General features: G+C 65.3%; 15 protein-coding genes. All 15 read left to right on the top strand.

Going from position 1 to position 15,101, the window contains the following annotated elements:
• Position 1 precedes the first annotated feature (1 nt).
• Entirely contained in the window at positions 2-991 is a 990-nt protein-coding gene (gene ahbB / locus ACR0NB_RS16605; RefSeq protein WP_480776287.1) for a siroheme decarboxylase subunit beta, read from the top strand.
• Positions 988-1,440 (top strand): Lrp/AsnC family transcriptional regulator, encoded by a 453-nt coding sequence (locus ACR0NB_RS16600; RefSeq protein ID WP_480776286.1) that lies wholly within the window; start codon positions 988-990, stop codon positions 1,438-1,440. The genes ahbB (ACR0NB_RS16605) and ACR0NB_RS16600 overlap by 4 nt, the downstream gene beginning before the upstream one ends.
• Positions 1,437-1,919 (top strand): siroheme decarboxylase subunit beta, encoded by a 483-nt coding sequence (ahbB, locus tag ACR0NB_RS16595; protein ID WP_480776285.1) that lies wholly within the window; start codon positions 1,437-1,439, stop codon positions 1,917-1,919. The genes ACR0NB_RS16600 and ahbB (ACR0NB_RS16595) overlap by 4 nt, the downstream gene beginning before the upstream one ends.
• Before the next feature lie 5 nt (positions 1,920-1,924).
• The gene (gene nirJ, locus ACR0NB_RS16590) at positions 1,925-3,139 is read left to right on the top strand and encodes a heme d1 biosynthesis radical SAM protein NirJ (RefSeq protein WP_480776284.1); all 1,215 of its coding nucleotides are present in this window, start codon (positions 1,925-1,927) and stop codon (positions 3,137-3,139) included.
• On the top strand, positions 3,114-4,667 hold the full coding sequence (locus tag ACR0NB_RS16585) for a cytochrome D1 domain-containing protein (RefSeq protein ID WP_480776283.1): 1,554 nt from the start codon (positions 3,114-3,116) through the stop codon (positions 4,665-4,667). Before nirJ ends, ACR0NB_RS16585 begins: the two co-directional genes overlap by 26 nt.
• Positions 4,624-4,887 (top strand): hypothetical protein, encoded by a 264-nt coding sequence (locus ACR0NB_RS16580; RefSeq protein ID WP_170407306.1) that lies wholly within the window; start codon positions 4,624-4,626, stop codon positions 4,885-4,887. Before ACR0NB_RS16585 ends, ACR0NB_RS16580 begins: the two co-directional genes overlap by 44 nt.
• 119 nt (positions 4,888-5,006) lie before the next feature.
• On the top strand, positions 5,007-5,471 hold the full coding sequence (locus ACR0NB_RS16575; protein ID WP_254429006.1) for a DUF2946 family protein: 465 nt from the start codon (positions 5,007-5,009) through the stop codon (positions 5,469-5,471).
• A complete protein-coding gene (locus ACR0NB_RS16570) occupies positions 5,468-7,642 on the top strand; it encodes a 4Fe-4S binding protein (RefSeq protein ID WP_480776376.1) in 2,175 nt (724 codons plus the stop codon). The genes ACR0NB_RS16575 and ACR0NB_RS16570 overlap by 4 nt, the downstream gene beginning before the upstream one ends.
• Before the next feature lie 14 nt (positions 7,643-7,656).
• Entirely contained in the window at positions 7,657-9,570 is a 1,914-nt protein-coding gene (gene nosZ / locus ACR0NB_RS16565) for a TAT-dependent nitrous-oxide reductase (RefSeq protein WP_480776282.1), read from the top strand.
• Positions 9,571-9,573: 3 nt separating this feature from the next.
• The gene (locus ACR0NB_RS16560; RefSeq protein ID WP_260066629.1) at positions 9,574-10,830 is read left to right on the top strand and encodes a nitrous oxide reductase family maturation protein NosD; all 1,257 of its coding nucleotides are present in this window, start codon (positions 9,574-9,576) and stop codon (positions 10,828-10,830) included.
• Positions 10,820-11,713 (top strand): ABC transporter ATP-binding protein, encoded by an 894-nt coding sequence (locus ACR0NB_RS16555; protein ID WP_480776281.1) that lies wholly within the window; start codon positions 10,820-10,822, stop codon positions 11,711-11,713. The genes ACR0NB_RS16560 and ACR0NB_RS16555 overlap by 11 nt, the downstream gene beginning before the upstream one ends.
• Positions 11,710-12,531, top strand: coding sequence for an ABC transporter permease (locus ACR0NB_RS16550; RefSeq protein ID WP_480776280.1), 822 nt, complete (start codon positions 11,710-11,712; stop codon positions 12,529-12,531). Before ACR0NB_RS16555 ends, ACR0NB_RS16550 begins: the two co-directional genes overlap by 4 nt.
• Positions 12,528-13,046, top strand: coding sequence for a nitrous oxide reductase accessory protein NosL (locus tag ACR0NB_RS16545; protein WP_480776279.1), 519 nt, complete (start codon positions 12,528-12,530; stop codon positions 13,044-13,046). Before ACR0NB_RS16550 ends, ACR0NB_RS16545 begins: the two co-directional genes overlap by 4 nt.
• The gene (locus ACR0NB_RS16540) at positions 13,043-13,942 is read left to right on the top strand and encodes an FAD:protein FMN transferase (RefSeq protein WP_480776278.1); all 900 of its coding nucleotides are present in this window, start codon (positions 13,043-13,045) and stop codon (positions 13,940-13,942) included. The genes ACR0NB_RS16545 and ACR0NB_RS16540 overlap by 4 nt, the downstream gene beginning before the upstream one ends.
• A gap of 112 nt (positions 13,943-14,054) precedes the next feature.
• Complete coding sequence (locus ACR0NB_RS16535) at positions 14,055-15,086, top strand: LacI family DNA-binding transcriptional regulator (protein ID WP_170421621.1); 1,032 nt, start codon at positions 14,055-14,057, stop codon at positions 15,084-15,086.
• The last annotated feature ends 15 nt before the right edge of the window (positions 15,087-15,101 follow it).

Raw genomic sequence — 15,101 nt, 5'->3', positions numbered from 1 at the left:
GATGTGCCATATCACCGACCCGATCGACCGCAGGCTGCTGGATGACTGGCAGCGCGATTTTCCCGTTGCCGACCGGCCGTTCCAAGTGCTGGCCGCGGCGCTGGGGCTGGATGAGGCCGAGGTGATCGACCGCCTCGCCCGCATGCGCGCTGCCGGGCGCATCACCCGCGTCGGCGCAACGGTCGCGCCCGGCGTGGCCTCGGCCAGCACCCTGGCCGCCGTTGCCGCGCCCGAGGACAAGGTGGAACAGATCGCCGCCCTGATCGACGCCGAGCCAGGCGTGAACCACAATTACCAGCGCGAGGATGACTGGAACCTGTGGTTCGTGGCCACCGGCCCCGACCGGGTGCATGTGGACGCCACACTGGCCCGGATCAGCGACCGCACCGGGCTGCGCGTGCTGGCTCTGCGTCTGGTCCGCCCGTTCAACGTCGATCTGGGTTTTCGGATGTCCGATTATTCGCGCCGCGTGCCACGGCCGCGTACGGTCGACCGGAGCGTTCTGCGGCAAGGCGACCGCGACATCCTGCAGGCGCTCAGCGCGGGGTTGCCACTGACGACCGACCCCTACGCGGCGCTCGCCCAATCCCTGAACCGGACCCCCAAAGACGTGATGGACCGTATCCGGATGTTGCACAGGGCCGGCGTCATCTCGCGCCTGGGGGTCATCGTGCGGCATCGGGCGCTGGGGTGGTCGTCCAACGCCATGGTCGTGTGGGACCTGCCCGCCGAGCGGATCGACCTCGCGGGCCCCGCACTGGCCGCGCATCCCGGCGTGACCCTGTGCTATGAACGCCAACCGGTCGAGGGCGTGTGGCCCTACCGGCTCTATTCCATGATCCACGCCCGGTCGCGCTCCGAGGCGCGGGGTATCCTGGCTGGCGCCGCCGCCTTGCCCGAACTGTCGAACGCCGCGCACAAGGTTCTGTTCTCGACCCGCTGCTTCAAACAGACCGGCGCATTGATCAAACCGAAAGAGGCCGCCGCATGACCCCGCTGGACGACACCGACCGCCGCCTGCTGAACCGATTGCAGGAGGACCTGCCGCTGACCCCCCGCCCCTATGCCGACGTGGCGGCCGAGTTGGGGATCACCGAGCAGGACCTGCTGGACCGGCTGGCGCGGATGAAGGCCGACCGGATCATCACCCGGTTCGGCCCGTTCTTCGACGCCGCCGCCATGGGCGGGGATTTCTGCCTGTGCGCCATGGCGGTGCCCGAGGCCGAGTTTGAAACCGTCCTGACCAAAGTCAATACGCATCCCGAGGTGGCGCATAATTATGAGCGTACGCACCGGCTGAACATGTGGTTTGTTCTGGCGACCGAAACGCCCGAGGCGATCACCGCCACGGCCGACGCGATCGAACGCGAGACGGGGATCACGGTTCACCGGTTCCCGAAACTGCAGGAATTTTTCATCGGCTTCCGGGTGGCAGCATGATCGACGCAACCGACAGACGGATCATCGAGGCTCTCCAAGGCGGGCTGCCCCTGGTGCCCGCGCCCTATGCGCAGGTCGCCGACGATCTGGGGCTCGAGGAAGCCGCCCTGCTGGATCGGCTGGCCACGTTGAAGGCGCGCGGGGTGATCCGGCGGATCGCCGCGGCCACCAACCACTACAAGCTGGGCATGACCTCGAACGGCATGACCGTCTGGGACGTGCAGGACGACCTGATCGGCGAACTCGGCGCCCATATCGGAGCGCTGCCCTTCGTCACCCATTGCTACGAACGGCCCCGTGCCCTGCCCCACTGGCCCTACAACCTGTTCGCCATGGTTCATGGCAGCTCGCCCGATGAGGTCGAACAGAAACGCGGCCGGATCGCCGCGATCCTTGGATCGGCCTGCCGCGGCAGCGACATCCTTTATTCCACGCGCATCCTGAAGAAAACCGGGCTGCGCCTGAAAGCGAAAGGCTGAGACCGATGTTCCGCCTGACCGAATACATGCAGCAGCTTGTCAACCCGACGCCGGTGCGCAAACGCCGCCCCGGACCGGTGAAGCCGGTGGTGATCTGGAACCTGACCCGGCGCTGCAACCTGAAATGCCGCCATTGCTACACCGTGTCTGCGGATGTGGCCTTCCCGGGCGAGCTCAGCCACGAGCAAGCCATGGTCACCCTTGAGGATCTGGGCCAGTTTCGCGTCCCGGCCCTGATCCTCTCGGGCGGGGAGCCATTGGACCGGTTCGATTTTTTCGACATCGCCCGGCGCGCGCGCCAGCTGGTGCCGATGCTGGCCCTGTCGACCAACGGCACGCGGATCCACGACGAAACGGCCGACATGATCGCCGACGTGGGCTTCAACTATGTCGGCATCTCGCTCGACGGGATCGGGGCCACGAATGACTGGTTTCGCGGGGTCGAGGGCGCCTTTGATGACGCCCTGCGCGGCGTGCGCGAATGCAAGAAACGCGGCATCAAGGTGGGCCTGCGGTTCTGCCTGACCGAAGGCACCCAGCACCACCTGCCCGACCTGCTGAAACTGTGCGACGACGAGGGGGTGGACAAGTTCTATCTCTCGCATCTGGTCTATGCCGGGCGCGGCGACAAGAACCGGGGCGAAGACGCGGAACATCAGCGCACCCGGCAGGGGCTCGACCTGTTGTTGGACCGCGCGTGGGAGGCCGCCTCGGGCGGGCGCCCGCTGGACATCGTGACCGGCAACAACGACGCCGATGCCGGGTATTTCCTGAACTGGGCCGACGCCCGGTTCGACGCCGACGCCGTCGCGCATGTGCGCGAACACCTGGCCCATTGGGGCGGCAATTCCAGCGGTCTGGGCGTGGCCAATATCGACAATCTTGGCCGCGTCCATCCCGACACCTACTGGTCGGACTACACGGTGGGCAACGTCAAGCTCACTCCGTTTTCCGAGCTGTGGACCGGGGATGACCCGATGCTGGCACTGCTGCGCACGCGGCCGCGCCCGTTGAAGGGGCGGTGCGGCGCCTGCCGTTTGCAGGATGTCTGCGGCGGCAATACCCGCATCCGGGCCCTGCAACTGACCGGCGACCCGTGGGCCGAAGACCCGGCCTGCTACCTGACCAATGATGAAATCGGCGTGGACGGTGCCGGCGAGCGCCTGCAGGTCACGCCTTTCCGGGGGAAAAGCCATGATCCGGCGCATCAGTTCTTTTAAGGCACTCAAATTCGGTACTTTGTGCTCGGTGTTGTTGGCTGGAACGGCTTGGGCTGATGCTCAATCAGATTACGCCGAGCACTGCGCCAGCTGCCATGGCGAGGCGCGGCTGGGCGGCGTCGGTCCGGCACTGATCCCCGAAACGCTCAAACGCATGCGCGGCCCCCGCGTGGCCGCCGTCATCGCCGAGGGGCGCCCGGCCACCCAGATGCCCGCCTTCGCACACGAACTGGACGCGCTGCAGATCGAGGAACTGGCGGGCTGGCTGAAATCTCCGCTGGAGATCGACCCCCAATGGGATGCCGAACAGATCATGGCCAGCCGTACGCTGGATGCCGATTACGCACCGGTCGATGCGCCGGTTTGGGACAGCGACCCGATGAACATCACGCTGGTGGTGGAAACCGGCGATCACCATGTCAGCGTTCTGGACGGCGACACCTTCGAGGTTCTGGACCGGTTCGAGACCCCCTTTGCCGTGCATGGCGGCCCCAAGTTCAGCCCCGACGGGCGCTATGTATTCATCATGTCGCGCGATGGCTGGGTGCAGAAATACGACATCTGGGCGTTGAAACAGGTGGGCCGCATCCGCGCCGGCCTGAACAGCCGCAACATCGCCATGTCGGGCGACGGCAAGTGGCTGGCCGTTGCGAACTATCTGCCCAACAGCCTGACCCTGCTGTCGACCGAGGATCTGTCGGTGGCCAGGGTGGTCGAGGTCAAGGGCAAGAAGGGCAAGCCCAGCCGGGTCTCGGCCGTGTACCAGGCCCCGCCGCGCGAAAGCTTCGTGCTGGCGCTCAAGGACGTGCCCGAGATCTGGGAAGTGTTCTATGGCGACAACCCGCCGCAATTCGGGCTGGGTCATGATTTCCGGATCGAGGGGCAGTTCAAGAACCCCGACCCCTTCCCCGTCCGCAAGATCACCACGCCCGACTATCTAGACGATTTCTTTTTCGACCAGAGCTATGAATATGTCATGGGCGCGTCGCGCGATGGCAAGGGCGGTCAGGTGATCGACCTTGTTATCGGGCAGAAAGTGGCGGATCTGAACCTGCCCGGCATGCCGCATCTGGGCTCGGGCATCACCTGGGAACGGAACGGCACCACGGTGATGGCGACGCCGCACCTGACCGAAGGCACCATCTCGGTCATCGACATGGGCACCTGGGAAACGATCAGGCGGATCGAGACCGAAGGCCCGGGCTTTTTCATGCGCAGCCACGAGAACTCGCCCTATGTCTGGGCCGACGTGTTCTTTGGCCCCAACAAGGATGCGATGCATGTGATCGACAAGCAGAGCCTCGAGATCTTCAAAACCCTGCGGCCCGCGCCGGGCAAGACCGTGGCGCATGTGGAATTCACCCGCGACGGCGCCTACGCGCTGGTGTCGATCTGGGAGGATGACGGCGCGGTGATCGTCTATGACGCGCAGACGCTCGAGGAAATCAAACGCCTGCCGATGCGCAAACCTTCGGGGAAATACAATGTCTGGAACAAGATCACCTTCTCGGAAGGCACCAGCCACTGACGGGCGCTGGCCGGTCTGGAAGCTGGCCATTCTGTTGTATCCGGCGACGGCGCTGACCGTCGCCATCAACCTGTTTCTGGCCGGGTTGATCACCCATGCGCTGGGGTTCGGCGCAGTGACACCGGTGGCCGCGCTGATCTGGTGTGTGCCCCTTGGGGTTCCGGCCAGCTGGCTGGCGGGGCGCTGGGTACGGCGGCTAATGGATGAGGCCGACGGCTGATCCCGGGCGAACTGCCCAGGGCCGAAGTGCCATTTTTTTGACCACCTGATCGAAGTCAAGTCGCGCCGCCTGCCAATCCCTTACGACTCGGGCAAAATCAAATTCGAGTCGGAGTCTCCATGCCCGCCGCCCGCCAAAACCACAGCCTCCCGGTCCGCGCGACTCGCGTGGCAGCCGGGCTGGCGGGCATCTTTCTTTTGATGTTGCAGGTGCTTGGGCCAGCGCTGGCGAGTCCCGGCCAGGGCACCTGGATGGAGATCTGCTCGGAGGCAGGAGCGGTCTGGGTCCAGGTGGACCTGGAACAAGAAACCGGCGACCCGACCGCGCCCTGCCCGAAATGCGCCGATTGCGCCCTGTGCGCGATTACGGCGGCGGCACCGGTTCCGGACCTGCCGCAGGTGCAACAGCCCGGGTTTGTACAAATCCCACGGTGTGCGTTCACTGATCTGTTGGATCTGTACAACTCCGAACGGCTGTGGCCCGAAACTCGCGGCCCCCCGGCCGCGCCCGAAATCAGAACCGAACGCGCGCCGCGCGCGTCCATGGCGTCAACCCGAACCGAAGGAGGTGCGCCGTGGTCGTGACCCGCGCTGCCCATTTCCTTGTGGCCTTTGTCCTGTCCTGCCTGCTGGCGCTTGGCGCGCGGGCCGACAGCTTGGCCAGCTTCCTGCCCGAGATCGAACCCGCCGAACTGGCGCCCGGTGCCGATGCCATTGGTCCGGTGCGTGAAGACGTGCCGGTTGCCCCGGTGATGAAGGGCGGCGAAACCGTCGCCTGGGCCTTCCTGACATCCGATTTCGTGGGCACCACCGGCTATTCCGGCAAGCCCATCCATGTCGTCGCCGCCATTGACGGTGATGCGGTGCTGACCGGCGTCAAGCTGGTCAAACATTCCGAACCCATCGTTCTGATCGGCATTCCCAACGCGCGCATGGTCGAGCTGACCGAAGGCTATGCCGGGCTGGACCTCAAGCGCGAGGTCGAGACCGGCGGCGAGGGGCATGATCTGGACATCATCTCGGGTGCGACGGTGACGGTGATGGTCATCGACGACAGCGTCGTGCGCGCCGGGATCAAGGTGGCCCGCGCCATGGGTCTGGGCGGGCTGTCCGAGGTGCAGGCCGACGGACCCAAGCGCGAAGTCGACATGGCCAAGACCGACACCCATGACTGGGCCACGCTCTCGGGCGACGGCTCGATCCGGCGGCTGACGCTGGACGTGGGTCAGGTCAACGCCGCCTTCGAGGCCACCGGCGACCAGCGCGCGATCAAACGCCCCGAGAAGGGCAACCCCGAGGACACCTTCATCGACATGCATGTGGCGCTGGTCTCGGTGCCTTCGATCGGCAAGTCGCTGCTGGGCGAGGCCGAGTACCAGAACCTGGTCAATTGGCTGGACGAGGGCGAACACGCCATCCTGGTGCTGGGCCGCGGCAAGTACAGCTTCAAGGGCTCGGGCTATGTGCGTGGCGGGATCTTCGACCGGATCCAGCTGATCCAGGGCGACAATTCGGTGCGGTTCTTCGACCGCCAGCATCGCCGCCTGGGCACGGTGGCCGCCGAGGACGCGCCCAGCTTTACCGAACTGGACATCTTCAAGATCCCTGCCGATGCCGAGTTCGACCCGACCGAACCGTTCCGCCTGCAACTGCTGGTGCAGCGGGCCATCGGCGCGGTGGAAAAGACCTTCCTGACCTTCGATCTGGGCTACAAGCTGCCCGAACAGTACCTGTTGCCGGTCGCGGCCGCGCCCAAGGTGGTGAACGATGCCACCGGCGAGGCCGCCGCCAAATCGGCCCTGTGGCAGCGCATCTGGAAGGACCGCCAGGTCGAGATCGCCGTGCTGGGCGCCATGCTGCTGGTGCTGACGATCACCTTCTTCTTCCAGTTCCACGCGACGATGAACGCACGGGTCTTCTACTGGTTCCGCATCGGGTTTCTGACAATGACGCTGTTCTTCATCGGCTGGTACGCCAATGCGCAGCTGAGCGTGGTGAACATCATGGCGCTGGCCGGCAGCCTGCGCAGCGGCTTCACCTGGGATGCCTTCTTGCTGGACCCGCTGGTGTTCATCCAATGGTTCGCAGTGGCCGCCGCGCTGCTGTTCTGGGGGCGCGGGGCCTATTGCGGCTGGCTGTGCCCCTTCGGCGCATTGCAAGAGCTGACAAACAAGATCGCCCGCGCGCTGAAAGTGCCGCAATGGACCCTGCCCTGGGGCCTGAACGAGCGCCTATGGCCGATCAAGTACATGATCTTCCTGGCGCTTTTCGGCCTGAGCATCGTGTCGATCCCGCTGGCCGAGAAATACGCCGAGGTCGAGCCGTTCAAGACCGCGATCATCCTGAAATTCATGCGCGACTGGCCCTTCGTGGTCTTTGCCGTGGGTCTGCTGGTGATCGGCCTGTTCATCGAACGGTTCTATTGCCGCTATCTGTGCCCGCTGGGCGCGGCGCTGGCGATCCCCGCTCGTATCCGCATGTTCGACTGGCTGCGCCGTTACAAGGATTGCGGCAACCCCTGTCAGACCTGCGCCAACGAATGCCCCGTTCAGGCCATCCACCCCACCGGTGAGATCAACCCGAACGAGTGCGTCACCTGCCTGCATTGTCAGGTGCTCTACCAGTCCGAGAGCAAATGTCCCGTCGTGATCCGCCAGCTGAAACGGCGGGCCAAGACCGGGTCGGTCAAACTCAAGACCCCCCTCGGACAACCACCGGCGAACCATCCGAACGCCAAACCGCAAACCGTTTCCTAAAAGGAGGAACGATCATGTCGGATCATGACACCAAACTGAACATTACCCGCCGCGGGTTGCTGGGGGCCTCGGCCACCGGGGCCGTGCTGGCCGGAACCGGGCTGGGCGTCGGCGGCACGCTGATGACCGCCAAACAGGCCAGCGCCGCCGCGAAGGTCGAACTGGCCCCCGGCGAGCTGGACGAATATTACGGCTTCTGGTCCTCGGGCCAGACCGGCGAGCTGCGCATCATGGGCTTCCCGTCCATGCGCGAGCTGATGCGGGTACCGGTGTTCAACCGCTGCTCGGCCACCGGCTGGGGCCAGACCAACGAGTCGCTGAAGATCCTGACCGAGGGCCTGCTGCCGGAAACCAAGGAGTTCCTGGCCAAGCGCGGCATGAAAACCTATGACAACGGCGACCTGCACCACCCGCACATGTCGTTCACCGACGGCACCTATGACGGCCGCTATCTGTTCATGAACGACAAGGCCAACACCCGCGTGGCCCGCGTGCGCTGCGACGTGATGAAATGCGACAAGATCATCGAGATCCCCAACGCCAAGGCGATCCACGGTCTGCGCCCGCAGAAATTCCCGCGCACCGGCTATGTCTTTGCCAATGGCGAGGACGAAACCCCGCTGATCAACGACGGCAGCGTGCTGGACGATCCGTCGCAATACGTCAACATCTTCACCGCCATCGACGGTGACACGATGGAGATCGTCTGGCAGGTGATGGTGTCGGGCAACCTCGACAACACCGATTGCGACTATCAGGGCAAATACGCCTACTCGACCTCGTACAACTCGGAAATGGGCATGAACCTGGCCGAGATGACCGAGAGCGAGATGGACCACGTCGTCGTCTTCAACCTCAAGGAAATCGAGGCCGGCATCGCCGCGGGCGACTATCAGGAGATCAAGGGCGTCAAGGTTCTGGACGGGCGCAAGGGGTCGAACAAGAAGTATACCCGCTACATCCCGATCCCGAACTCGCCGCACGGCATCAACACCGCACCCGACGGCAAGCACGTCTGCATCAACGGCAAGCTGTCGCCGACCGTGTCGATCATGGACGTGACCAAGCTGGATGCGCTGTTCGAAAGCGACGCCGATCCGCGGTCGTGCATCGTGGGTGAGCCGCAGCTAGGCCTTGGCCCGCTTCACACCGCCTATGACGGTCAGGGCAACGCCTTCACCACGCTGTTCCTGGACAGCCAGATCGTCAAATGGAACCTCGACAAGGCCATCCGCGCCTACAACGGCGAGGACGTCGACCCGATCATCTCGAAGGTGGATGTGCACTACCAGCCGGGCCACAATTCGACCTCGATGGGTGAAACCAAAGAGGCCGACGGCAAGTGGCTGATCTCGATGAACAAGTTCTCGAAGGACCGGTTCCTGAACACCGGCCCGCTCAAGCCCGAGAACGAGCAGGTGATCGACATCTCGACCGACGAGATGAAGGTGGTCCATGACGGCCCGACCTTCGCCGAGCCGCATGACTCGATCATCGTACGCCGCGACATCGTCAACCCGGTCAACGTCTGGGACCGCAACGACCCGACCTGGGAAGATGCGCGCAAACAGGCCGAGGCCGATGGCGTCGATCTGGAGGAAGGCGCCGAAGAGCCGATCCGCGACGGCAACAAGGTGCGGGTCTACATGGTCTCGCAGGCGCCAACCTTCAGCCTCGAGAAGTTCACCGTCAAACAGGGCGACGAGGTCACGATCTACGTCACCAACCTGGATGACGTGGACGATGTGACCCACGGCTTCTGCCTGGGCAACTACGGCATCGCCTTCGAGGTCGCGCCACAGGCCACCGCCTCGATCACCTTCACTGCCGACCGTCCGGGCGTGCACTGGTTCTATTGCCAGTGGTTCTGCCACGCGCTGCACATGGAAATGCGCGGCCGGATGCTGGTCGAACCGCAGGGAGCCTGACCCATGCGCTGGCCCTTGCTCATCCCGCTTCTGCTCGGCTCGCCGCTTTGGGCGGCGGACTGGGACGTGCCCAACCGGGCGGGGGCCATCACTGAGACACTGGCGCAGGCGGCGGATGGCGACACCCTCCGCCTGAGCCCCGGCGTCTATGCCGAACGCTTGGTTCTGGACCGGCCCGTCACCATCGACGGGCAGGGCCAGGCCACAATCGACGGACAAGGCACCGGCAGCGTCATCACCGTGACCGGACCCGACATCAACCTGCGCGGCCTGACCGTGATCGGGTCGGGGTCGGACCATGGTGAGATCGACAGCGGCATCCAACTGACCAAGACGGCCCGCGCCGCCGTGGTGGAAAACAACGTGCTACTGGGCAATCTCTATGGCATCGACATCCACGGTGCCGATGACAGCATCGTGCGCGGCAACCGCATCGAGGGCCGGCAGGACCGCCGGATGAACGACCGCGGCAACGGTGTTTATGTCTGGAACGCGCCTGGCGCGGTGGTCGAAGGCAATGACATCCGCTTTGGCCGCGACGGAATCTTCGTGAACTCGTCGAAGAAGAACACCTTCACCGGCAACACCTTCCGCGATCTGCGCTTTGCCGTGCACTACATGTATGCCGACGATTCCATCGTCAGCGACAATGTCTCGATCGGCAACGATCTGGGCTATGCGGTGATGTTCACCTCGAACGTGCAGGTGATCAACAACGTCTCGGTCGGCGACCGCGAACACGGGGTCATGCTGAACTATGCCAATGACAGCGTGATCTCGGGCAACGTGGTGAAAGGCGCCAAGGAGAAGTGCACCTTTCTGTACAATTCCAACAAGAACGAATTCACCGACAACTGGTTCGAAGGCTGCGGCATCGGGATCCATTTCACCGCCGGCAGCGAACGCAACCGGATCGTCGGCAACGCCTTTGTCGGCAACCGGACACAGGTGAAATACGTCTCGACCAGATGGGTCGAGTGGTCGGAAGACGGCCGCGGCAACTATTGGTCCGATTTTGCCGCCTATGACGTGAACGGCGACGGCATCGCCGACGCCCCCTATCGCCCCAACGATAGCATGGACCATGTGCTGTGGACCCAACCCGCAGCCAAGCTGCTGCTCGGCTCGCCCGCCGTGCAGCTGGTGCGCTGGTCGCAATCGGCCTTCCCGGCGCTGCTGCCGGGCGGCGTGATCGACAGCCACCCCTTGATGCAAGCCCCTCAACCCCCAGCCATGAAAAAGGTGCCTCATGACGGATAAGGCCCTGACCATCGAAACGGTCTGCAAGGATCGCGGCAAGACCCGCGTTCTGAGCGATATCTCCCTGACGCTCGAGCCCGGACAGCGCGTGGCGCTGCTGGGCCACAACGGCGCCGGAAAATCCACCCTGATCAAGTCGATCCTGGGCCTGACGCCTATCCAGGCCGGCACGATCCGCATCGGCACCGCCGCCCCCGGCAGCGCGCAGGCGCGTCGCGACACGGCCTATCTGCCCGAGGCGGTCTCGTTCCACCCGGCCCTGACCGGGCGCGAACAACTGACCCTGTTTGCCAAGCTGTCAGGCACCCGCACCCACGTGCCCGCCTTGCTGGACCGAGTCGGGTTGGGCGACGCGATGGACCGCCGGATCGGCGCCTATTCCAAGGGGATGCGGCAGCGGCTGGGCCTTGCGCAGGTGCTGCTGGGCCAGCCGAAACTGGCGCTGCTGGACGAGCCGACATCGGGATTGGACCCAATCTCCCGCCAAGACCTGTACGCCATCATCGACGAGCTGGCCGCGCAGGGCACCGCCGTGCTGATCGCCAGCCACGCCCTGACCGAGGTCGAGGCCCGCACCGACCGCATCGCCATCATGCGCAAGGGGCGGATGGTGGCCGATGACACGCTGGCCAACCTGTCGGCGCTGGCAGGGTTGCCGATCCGGCTGCGGGTCCGCGCCCGCGCCAATGCCGACGCGCTGGCCGCCGAACTGGGCGGCAACCGGATAAACGGCGCCTCGGTCGAATTGCTGTGTTCGCCCGCCGACAAGATGCAGGCGCTGCGCCGCATCGCCGGTCTGGGTGATGCGGTGGCCGACGTGGAAATGACCCCGCCCAAGCTGGAAGACCTCTATCGCCACTATGCTCAGGAGGCGCTGCAATGACCCGTTTCCTTGCCATAACCCGCACCGAGATGCTGATCCTGCGCCGCAACCGCTGGCTGCTGGTGGCGACGCTGATCATGGTTCTGTTCGCGCTGGCCCTGACCTTTGCCGGCAGCGCGCCCACCGGCACGCTGGGGGTCGACATGCTGACGGTGTCGGTCGCCTCGATGACCACGCTGTCGGTATATCTGGCGCCGCTCTTGGCGCTGATGATTTCCTTTGACGCAATCGCCGGTGACGTGGACCGGGGCAGCCTGTCGCTGCTGCTGTCCTATCCGGCGGGGCGAGGGGAAATTCTGCTGGGCAAATTCACCGCACATCTGGCGGCGCTGGCCTTTGCCATGACGGTCGGTTTCGGCACCGCCGGGGCGGTAGCCGCGTGGTTCGGCGGCGCGGGCGCGGACAGCCTGTTCGCGCTTGGCCGGCTGATCGTCACCTCGATTCTGCTGGGCGCCGTGTTTCTGGCGCTGGGATACCTGCTGTCCGCCCTGGCGAGGGGCGCAACGGCGGCGGCAGGTCTGTCGGCCGGGCTCTGGCTGGTCTTCGTCGTCCTCTATGATCTTGGGCTGTTGGGAGCCGTCGTCATGGACAAGGGCGGCGTCTTCACCCAATCCGTCTTTCCCTGGGTGATGGTGGCCAACCCGGCCGACGCTTTCCGTCTGTGGAACATCGCCGCCACCGAGGGCGTGGCGATGGCGTCCGGCATGACCGGCGCCGCGCAGGCCCTGCCCGCCTGGGCGGCGCCCGCCTCGCTGCTGATCTGGCCGGTGCTGGCCTTTGCCCTGGCCCGGTTGGCGTTCCGAAGGGTCGAGCCATGACGCGCCTTGCCCTGATTGCCTTGATCGCGCTGGCAGCCTGCAAGGAAGAACAGGCAGCCGCCCCGCCGGATCCGGTCGATCTGACCGAATCCGCGCTCAGCTATTTCTGCCAGATGAACGTGGCCGAACACGGCGGTCCCAAGGGGCAGATACATCTGGAGGGCTATCCCGCGCCGCTGTTCTTTGCGCAGGTGCGCGACATGGTGGCCTATCTCAAAAGCCCCGAGCGGGATGCCGAGATCACCGCGGTCTATGTCAGCGACATGGGCGCGGCCCCCAGCTGGCACGAGCCCGGAATCTCGAACTGGGTCGCCGCCGATCAGGCCACCTTCGTGGTGGGCGCCGGCGTGGCCGGCGGCATGGGCGCGCCCGAGATCGTGCCCTTTGCCACGCCGGACGCCGCCGCACGGTTCATCGAAACCTATGGCGGCACCGCCCTGCCCCTGACCGACATTCCCGACGATGCGGCGCTTGGCCCCGTCGATCTGACCCAATCCCTGGAGACACCCGCATGACCCTCCTGTCCCGACGCCGTTTCCTGACCATCTCGGCCGCCTGTTCGGCCTTGCCGACCGTGGCGCGCGCCGCCCCGGTTGCCCGCTGGCGCGGCACCGCGCTGGGGGCACCCGCCAGCCTGCAACTGGTCGGGTTGAGTGACGCGCAGGCCGAACCGATCATCGCCGCGCTCGAGGCCGAACTGGACCGTCTGGAGAATATCTTCAGCCTGTACCGGCCGGACTCGCAGCTGAGCCGCCTGAACCGGGACGGCACCCTGCCCGCCCCGGCGCCGGAGCTGCTGCAGGTGCTGGCCCAAAGCGCCACCCTGCATGACGCGACCGGGGGTGCGTTCGACCCGACCGTTCAGCCGCTGTGGATGGCGCTGGCCACCGGCGCGACGGATGCCGAAGCGGCGCAGGCCCGGGCGCTGGTCGGCTGGCAGGGGGTTTCGGTCTCGGCCGACGGCATCCGCCTGCCCCATCCGGGCCGTTCGGCGCTGACGCTGAATGGCATCGCGCAGGGCGCCGTGACCGACCGGATCGCGGCGCTGCTGCGGGCGCAGGGGCTGACCGATGTGCTGGTCGACATGGGCGAGATAGCCGCCATCGGCACCCGCGCCGACGGGTCGGACTGGCGCGTCGGCCTGGCCGGCCCCGAGGGCGTGACCCGGCGCATCGAACTGCGCGACCGGGCGGTGGCGACCTCGGCCCCTGATGCGACACAGCTGGCCGGGCGTCATGGCCACATTCTGGGCCCGCAGGGTCAGCCGGTCCGGCATCGGGCGGTTTCGGTCTCGGCCCCGGACGCGGCGCTGGCCGACGGGCTTTCGACCGCGCTGTGCCTGCTGCCCGCCGACCGGATCGCGCCGGTTCTGCAACGCTTCCCCGAGGCCCGGCTCGAGATGCTGATCTGACTGGAATGACCATCCTGGAACTCTGCCGTTGAAATTTGTCGCGCGATAAGAAAAGGTAAAACAGCGACAAATTCAGAGCGGCGCGGGCCTGGCCCCGCGCCAGAGGCAAGGCATGGCACCCAGAAAAATCCGGAACATGGAGGAGTTTGCGGCGGTCAGCGGGATCTCGCGCCCGACGGTATCGAAATATTTCAACGATCCCGACAGCGTCCGCCGGTCGACCCGCGAACGGATCGAGCAGGCGCTGGAGCGGTTCGACTATCGCCCCAACATCTTTGCCATGAACCAGAACCGCAAGCTGACCAAGAATGTCGGCATCGTGGTGCCCTATCTGGCCGACCCGTTCTTTGCCGAGATCGCCCGCAACATCGAAGAACAATGCATCGAGGCCGGGTTCCGTCCGACGCTCTACAGCGCCTATGGCGACCCCGCGCAGGAGGCCGAGATCCTCGACAGCCTGCGCGCGCTGAAGCCGGCGGGCGTGCTGCTGGCACCGCTGGGGCGCGATTCCGACCGGTCGTTCATCGAGAAATTCTGCAAGGACATCCCCACCATCCTGTTCGACAGCAACCTGGAAGGCATGGGCGCGGCTTTTGTCGGGTCGGACAACGCGAGCTTCATTGAACAGACCGTCGATTACCTGTGCCGCAGCGGCGAACCGCCCGCGTTCTTCGAGATGCGGCACCCCGCCAACCCCAACGCCAACAAACGCCGCATCGCCTACATCAAAAAAATGGAGAGCCTGGGCTTTGAGCCGCAGGTGATCAAGGTCGACGGTCGCGGCTGGGGGTTCGAGGAAATCGGCCGTCAGGGCGCGTTCAAGCTGTTGGAACAGCCCAGCCTGCCCTCTCGCACCATCCTGTGCAGCAATGACCGGCTGGCCATCGGGTTCCTGTCGGCCTGCTATGAAAAGGGCCTGCGGGTCGGGTTGGGCGAGGATTGCGACCTGCGCGTCGCCTCGCATGACGACCATCCGTTTTCCAAGTTCACCTGCCCGTCGCTGACCACCGCGGCGCATGACTACACCGCAGTATCGAATCGCTCCGTCGAGACGCTGACGCAACTGGTCGAATCCGGTGGGCGGCTGAGCGCCCGCACCGAAACCCTGTTTCCCGCACGTCTGATACTGCGGAGTTCGGCCTGATTTTCGACACCTTTT

It is taken from the genome of Ruegeria sp. CG3, assembly GCF_056537205.1.
The sequence above is the reverse complement of the archived record's forward strand: the minus strand, read 5'-3'. Positions and strand labels throughout refer to the sequence as shown.

Coding starts and splice junctions, on each gene's coding strand:
- ahbB (WP_480776287.1), top strand. CDS start 2: ATGTGCCATATCACCGACCCGATCGACCGCAGGCTGCTGGATGACTGG.
- ACR0NB_RS16600 (WP_480776286.1), top strand. CDS start 988: ATGACCCCGCTGGACGACACCGACCGCCGCCTGCTGAACCGATTGCAG.
- ahbB (WP_480776285.1), top strand. CDS start 1,437: ATGATCGACGCAACCGACAGACGGATCATCGAGGCTCTCCAAGGCGGG.
- nirJ (WP_480776284.1), top strand. CDS start 1,925: ATGTTCCGCCTGACCGAATACATGCAGCAGCTTGTCAACCCGACGCCG.
- ACR0NB_RS16585 (WP_480776283.1), top strand. CDS start 3,114: ATGATCCGGCGCATCAGTTCTTTTAAGGCACTCAAATTCGGTACTTTG.
- ACR0NB_RS16580 (WP_170407306.1), top strand. CDS start 4,624: ATGTCTGGAACAAGATCACCTTCTCGGAAGGCACCAGCCACTGACGGG.
- ACR0NB_RS16575 (WP_254429006.1), top strand. CDS start 5,007: ATGCCCGCCGCCCGCCAAAACCACAGCCTCCCGGTCCGCGCGACTCGC.
- nosZ (WP_480776282.1), top strand. CDS start 7,657: ATGTCGGATCATGACACCAAACTGAACATTACCCGCCGCGGGTTGCTG.
- ACR0NB_RS16560 (WP_260066629.1), top strand. CDS start 9,574: ATGCGCTGGCCCTTGCTCATCCCGCTTCTGCTCGGCTCGCCGCTTTGG.
- ACR0NB_RS16555 (WP_480776281.1), top strand. CDS start 10,820: ATGACGGATAAGGCCCTGACCATCGAAACGGTCTGCAAGGATCGCGGC.
- ACR0NB_RS16550 (WP_480776280.1), top strand. CDS start 11,710: ATGACCCGTTTCCTTGCCATAACCCGCACCGAGATGCTGATCCTGCGC.
- ACR0NB_RS16545 (WP_480776279.1), top strand. CDS start 12,528: ATGACGCGCCTTGCCCTGATTGCCTTGATCGCGCTGGCAGCCTGCAAG.
- ACR0NB_RS16540 (WP_480776278.1), top strand. CDS start 13,043: ATGACCCTCCTGTCCCGACGCCGTTTCCTGACCATCTCGGCCGCCTGT.
- ACR0NB_RS16535 (WP_170421621.1), top strand. CDS start 14,055: ATGGCACCCAGAAAAATCCGGAACATGGAGGAGTTTGCGGCGGTCAGC.